This window comes from Streptomyces sp. NPDC054786 (genome assembly GCF_053611685.1).
Map to the genome: position 1 here is coordinate 1 of NZ_JBSHAW010000050.1, position 5,121 is coordinate 5,121.

Here is a 5,121-nt window from a genome sequence, read left to right on the forward strand (position 1 = left end):
GCTGGACGTAAAGCGCAGCAGTCCGGACACCCACCCGCGGAGGCCCGTCGCCGGCACCCGACAGCCCCGCGCAGCGGACCCCGCCCGCCGCCAGGCGCAACGGCGAGACGAACCACGGCGGGACAGCCGACAACGCGGGCCGGGGCGCAAAGCGCAGCGGACAGGCGCAACGGCGAACAACCCCCACGGCGGGAACGCCGACAACGTGGGAAAACAGCCAAGCGCCGCGAATAGTCACCGTTCCGCTGCAGTCCGGCTCGGTGGGGGCCGCCGAGTTCGTCCTGTCGGTGGTTCCTCGTAGACTCGTCTGCCGTGGATACGACCCTTCAGGACCCGCTCGTGGGCCAGCTGCTCGACGGCCGCTACCGCGTCCAGGCGCGCATCGCCGCAGGCGGTATGGCCACGGTGTACCAAGCCGTGGACACCCGGCTCGACCGCGTGCTCGCGCTGAAGGTGATGCACCCGGGCCTGGCCATGGACGAGGCGTTCGTCGACCGCTTCATCCGCGAGGCGAAGTCGGTCGCTCGGCTGTCGCATCCGAATGTGGTGGGCGTCTTCGACCAGGGCACGGACGGTACGTACGTCTATCTGGCCATGGAGTACGTCGCCGGCTGCACGCTGCGCGATGTGCTGCGGGAGCGGGGCGCCCTGCAGCCGCGGGCCGCGCTGGACATCCTGGAGCCGATCCTGGCCGCCCTGGGGGCCGCGCACCGCGCGGGCCTGGTGCACCGCGACATGAAGCCGGAGAACGTCCTGATCGGCGACGACGGGCGGGTCAAGGTCGCCGACTTCGGTCTGGTGCGCGCGGTGGACACGAACACCACCGCCTCGACCGGCTCCGTCCTGGGCACCGTCTCCTACCTCGCGCCCGAGCAGCTGGAGCACGGCACCGCGGACGCCCGGGTCGATGTCTACGCCTGCGGTGTGGTGCTCTACGAGATGCTGACGGGCGGCAAGCCGCACACGGGCGGCACCGTGGCACAGATCCTCTACCAGCATCTGCACGAGGACGTGCTGCCGCCGTCCGGGCTGGTGCCCGGTCTCGCGCCGCAGCTGGACGAGCTGGTCGCGCTGGCCTGCGCCCGCGATCCGCGGCAGCGGCCGCAGGACGCGGTGGCGCTGCTGTCCCGGTCGCAGGAGGACCGTGCGCAGCTGACCGACGCCCAGCTGGATGTCGTGCCGCCGGAGGCCAAGGAGGTGCCCGGGGGCGACGGCTCGGAGCGTACGGACGTGATACCCCGCACCGACGGCGTCCAGCTGCCGCTGCCGGAGACCGGCGACGCGGAGCTGAACCGCACCAGTCGGCTGGAGGTGCCGCCGGCCGAGCAGACCACGCGGCTGCGGCCGGTGCCCGCCGAGACGCCCCGTGGCGGGCTGCTCCAGCGGCGGCGGCTCGCCACCGTCATCGCGGCCGTCCTGCTGGTCCTCGGGATCGGCACGGGCGTCTGGTACATCAACTTTGGCCAGTTCACCACCGTCCCCGCGGTGCTGGACATGCCGCAGACCAAGGCCGAGAAGACCCTGCGGGACGAGGGCCTGGGCGTGAAGGTGGTGCGCGGCTTCAGCTCGAATGTGGAGCGCGGCCACGTCATGAAGATCGACCCGGCGAACGGCAAGCAGATCCGTGGCACGGGCACGGTCACCCTGACCATCTCCCGCGGCCCGGAGATCGTCGCCGTCCCCGATCTGTCCGGCACCCCGGTCGCGGACGCCAAGCGCAAGCTGCGTGACCGCGGGCTGGTTCCCGGCAGCGTGACCCGGCAGTTCAGCGACGAGGTCGCCAAGGGCTCGGTGATCCGTACGGACCCGGGCGCCGGCAGCAAGCGGCGGCCCGATACGGCGGTGGGGCTGACCATCAGCCGTGGCACCGCGGTCGAGGTGCCCGGAGTGCTCGGCAACGACCGCGCGGACGCGGCGAACACGCTGCGCGCGGCCGGTTTCCAGGTGCGCTTCGCCGGCCAGCCGGTCTTCTCCACCCAGGACAAGGGCACCATCGCCCGGCAGACCCCGGTCGAGGGCAAGAAGCTCGGCAAGGGCGACACGGTCACCCTCACGCTCTCCAAGGGCCCGGAGATGATCCCCGTCCCGGATGTCACCGGCAAGAACGTCGATGACGCCAAGAAGCAGCTGACGGATCTGGGCTTCCAGGTCGAGGTGAAGAAGCCGTTCCTGTTCCCGCAGGACACGGTCGACACCCAGTCCGTCGACCCCGGCGAGAAGGCGCCGAAGGGCGGCACGATCACCATCAAGCTCAAGGGCGCGCTGTAGGTCCCGCGGGCCGTGCCCCACGGCTGCCGTCCGGCGGGCGTGGGGCACCTGGCACCCTGGGAGGGTGAGTACCTCCCCCGAGGGCGCCGAGCAGCGCGCCCGTGCACGTAACCCGGTCGGCGGCCATGTGCCGGTGGCCGGCGGCCTGGCGAAGACCGGCATTCCCTACGCCCGGGAGATGGGCGACGAGGTCGTCCAGGTCTTTGTGGCCAATCCGCGCGGCTGGGCGACGCTGCCCGGCAGCCCCGGACAGGACGAGGCGTTCCGGGCGGCCTGTGCCCTGCAGGGGATTCCGGTGTATGTCCATGCGCCGTATCTGATCAACTTCGGTTCGCACACCGCGGCGACCGTCGACAAGTCCGTGGACTCGCTGCGCCACTCGCTGCGCCGCGGCCGGGAGATCGGCGCGCTCGGCGTGGTCGTCCACACCGGCTCGGCGACCGGCGGACGGCCGCGCGCGACGGCGATGGCCCAGGTCAGGGGGCGGATGCGGCCGTTGCTCGACGAGCTGACGCACCCGGACGATCCCTGGCTGCTGCTGGAGCCGACGGCCGGACAGGGGGCATCACTGTGCGCGCTGGCCGAGGACCTCGGCCCGTACTTCGATGCGCTGGACCGGCACCCCAAGCTGGGGATCTGCCTCGACACCTGTCATGCCTTCGCGGCCGGGCACGACATGGCGGCACCGGGCGGCACGAAGGCGCTGCTGGACGAGCTGGTGGAGGTCGCGGGCGAGGGCCGGCTGAAGCTGATCCACGCCAATGACTCCAAGGATGTGGCCGGCGCCCACAAGGACAGGCACGAGAACATCGGCGCAGGTCACATCGGTGCGGAGCCCTTCAGCGAGCTGTTTCGCCACCCGGCGACGGCCGGCGTGCCGCTGGTCGTCGAGACCCCGGGCGGCAAGGAAGGGCATGCGGCGGACGTGGCCCGGCTCAAGGAGCTGCGCGCGTACTGAACCGCCGGCCGCGGTGTGCCCGCGATCCGGACAGGTCGTGGACGGGCGGGCGCCGTGCGGGGTGTTCCGGGGTTCCGGGACCACCCCGTCCCGGGCGCGGGGGTCAGAGCTCGGGGCCGTCCCCGGGCTCTTCCTGGTACGAGTAGCGCTGCTCCCGCCACGGGTCGCCCGTGTTGTGATAGCCGCGCTCCTCCCAGAAGCCGCGGCGGTCGGCCCGCATGTATTCGATGCCGCGGACCCACTTGGGGCCTTTCCAGGCATACAGATGCGGAACGATCAAGCGAACCGGAAAGCCGTGCTCCGCGGTGAGGAGCTCACCGGAGCGGTGTGTGGCGAAGAGGCACTTCTCCGCGGCGAAATCCTCGATCCGCACATTCGAACTGAAGCCGTACTCGGCCCACACCATGACATGAGTGACATCGGGTGCCGGCGGCGCGAGTTCCAGGATCGTCCGGGTGGCGACCCCGCCCCATTCGGCTCCCAGCATGCTGAATTTCGTCACACAGTGCATATCGGCGACGACCGTGGTGTACGGCAGCGCCGTGAATTCCTCGTGCGACCAGCAGTGCTTCGCGTCGTCGGCGGTGGCGCCAAAAGCCCGGAACTCCCAGCGTTCGGCGCGGAACTTCGGCACCGGTCCGTAATGCGTCACCGGCCAGCCCCGCTGCAGCCGCTGTCCCGGAGGCAGCTGAGGATGCTCCTCTTCGCGGCTTTCCGGCTGACCCATGCCCTCCATGTTGTCAGACCGGAAGGGGTGCCGATGACCAGGGAGAGACCGATTCGGGCAACTCGCACTAAGCGTGCACTTACTGGACGGCCTGCTCCGGGCGGTGCGAGGATGCGGCACCTGCCCAGTTTCTCGCGTGGAAGGAGCCCGCAGCCATGCAGGGCGACCCCGAGGTCATCGAATTCCTCAATGAGCAGCTGACCGCCGAGCTCACCGCGATCAACCAGTACTTCCTGCACGCCAAGATGCAGGAGAACTTCGGCTGGACGAAGCTCGCGAAGTACACCCGCTCAGAGTCCTTCGACGAGATGAAGCATGCAGAGATCCTGACCGACCGGATTCTCTTCCTCGAAGCTCTGCCGAATTACCAGCGGCTGTTCCATGTACGGGTGGGCCAGACCGTCACGGAGATGTTCCAGGCCGACCGCCAGGTCGAGGTCGAGGCCATCGACCGGCTCAAGCGCGGTATCGAGCTGATGCGCAACAAGGGCGACATCACCTCGGCGAATATCTTCGAGGACATCCTCGCGGACGAGGAGCACCACATCGACTATCTCGACACCCAGCTGGAACTGGTGGAGAAACTCGGAGAGGCGCTCTACATCGCCCAGGTCATCGAGCAGCCGAGCTGAGCGAGCGGCCGGATGCCCACCTTCCGCCGGGTCCGCAACGGCAGCGGGAGACCCCCGTCGCCCCTGAGGACTACGCGGCCTCCGAAAGTGCCGCGGGCCCCACGGCGTCCGCCTCCGCGCCCAGCGGCTCGGGCGCGCCACTCTCGATGAGCTCCCGGCGGGGGCAGGCGCCCCGGCCGAGCAGCGCCTGGATACGGCGGACACAGCCGCCGCAGTCGGTGCCGGCCTTGCAGGCCGAAGCGATCTGACGAGGCGTGCAGGCGCCCGTGTCCGCGTGCTCACGGACCTGCCGCTCGGTGATCCCGAAGCAGGAGCAGACGTACACGCGGTTTCACCTTCCGTGGAGGCACCTCATCAATCCGGCTGATCTTGAGTGAGGTAACCCTTACCTTACCTGCCTCGGCCGGGGCTGCACAACGCAGTGGGGGGGGGGGGGCGGGGGGGCCGCCCCCCCCACCCCAAGGGCCCCGCCCGCGGCCGGCGGCCGCCGCCCCCCCCCCCCCACCCGACGGGGCAGAAGCCCCCCCCCCACCGCC

The 5,121-nt window shown here is 70.5% G+C and carries 5 protein-coding genes; 3 read left to right on the forward strand and 2 right to left on the reverse strand.

The genetic code is table 11. The features are described from left to right. Positions 1–312: 312 nt before the first annotated feature. Positions 313–2,268 carry a Stk1 family PASTA domain-containing Ser/Thr kinase gene (gene pknB, locus ACWGI6_RS32590; protein WP_453270853.1) on the forward strand — a complete coding sequence of 652 codons (1,956 nt, stop codon included), beginning with the start codon at positions 313–315 and terminating at the stop codon, positions 2,266–2,268. Positions 2,269–2,332: 64 nt separating this feature from the next. Further along, complete coding sequence (locus tag ACWGI6_RS32595) at positions 2,333–3,226, forward strand: deoxyribonuclease IV (RefSeq protein ID WP_453270854.1); 894 nt, start codon at positions 2,333–2,335, stop codon at positions 3,224–3,226. A gap of 103 nt (positions 3,227–3,329) precedes the next feature. On the opposite strand, the gene ACWGI6_RS32600 is transcribed toward ACWGI6_RS32595, so the two are convergent. Next, positions 3,330–3,953, reverse strand: a complete 624-nt coding sequence (locus ACWGI6_RS32600; RefSeq protein ID WP_393910253.1) for a sulfite oxidase-like oxidoreductase — start codon at positions 3,951–3,953, stop codon at positions 3,330–3,332. A gap of 155 nt (positions 3,954–4,108) precedes the next feature. Here ACWGI6_RS32600 and bfr point away from each other — a divergent pair, with 155 nt between their 5' ends. Further along, positions 4,109–4,585, forward strand: a complete 477-nt coding sequence (bfr, locus tag ACWGI6_RS32605; protein WP_381857221.1) for a bacterioferritin — start codon at positions 4,109–4,111, stop codon at positions 4,583–4,585. Positions 4,586–4,655: 70 nt separating this feature from the next. Here bfr and ACWGI6_RS32610 read toward each other — a convergent pair whose 3' ends face one another. Beyond that, positions 4,656–4,910 (reverse strand): (2Fe-2S)-binding protein, encoded by a 255-nt coding sequence (locus ACWGI6_RS32610; RefSeq protein WP_453270855.1) that lies wholly within the window; start codon positions 4,908–4,910, stop codon positions 4,656–4,658. Positions 4,911–5,121: the final 211 nt, after the last annotated feature.

Coding starts and splice junctions, on each gene's coding strand:
- ACWGI6_RS32600 (WP_393910253.1), bottom strand. CDS start 3,953: ATGGGTCAGCCGGAAAGCCGCGAAGAGGAGCATCCTCAGCTGCCTCCG.
- bfr (WP_381857221.1), top strand. CDS start 4,109: ATGCAGGGCGACCCCGAGGTCATCGAATTCCTCAATGAGCAGCTGACC.